The organism is Pantoea sp. SIMBA_079, assembly GCF_046940275.1.
Lineage (GTDB): Bacteria > Pseudomonadota > Gammaproteobacteria > Enterobacterales > Enterobacteriaceae > Pantoea > Pantoea borealis.
This window is the reverse complement of record NZ_JAWRYR010000540.1, coordinates 1-258: the sequence shown is the minus strand read 5'-3', so window position 1 is coordinate 258 and position 258 is coordinate 1. Positions and strand designations below refer to the sequence as shown.

The window sequence follows — 258 nt, the reverse complement described above, 5'->3', positions numbered from 1 at the left end:
CGCGCTCTCACGCGTGAAGTAGAAGCCGATCAGCAGGTACGACACCAGACCCACCGCTTCCCAGCCGAAGAACAGCTGCAGGAAGTTGTTGCTCATCACGAGCATCAGCATCGAGAACGTGAACAGCGAGATGTACGAGAAGAAGCGCTGGTAGCCGTCCTCCTCCGACATGTAGCCGATCGTGTACACGTGCACCATCAGCGAGACGAAGGTCACGACGACCATCATCATCGCGGTCAGCGAATCGACGAGGAAGCC

At 57.8% G+C, this 258-nt stretch carries 1 protein-coding gene; it reads right to left on the bottom strand.

Annotation, left to right across the window (positions count from 1 at the left end; genetic code table 11):
- The coding region (locus tag SB719_RS21125; protein WP_412159881.1) for a proton-conducting transporter membrane subunit at positions 1-258 on the bottom strand (258 nt) is incomplete at both ends.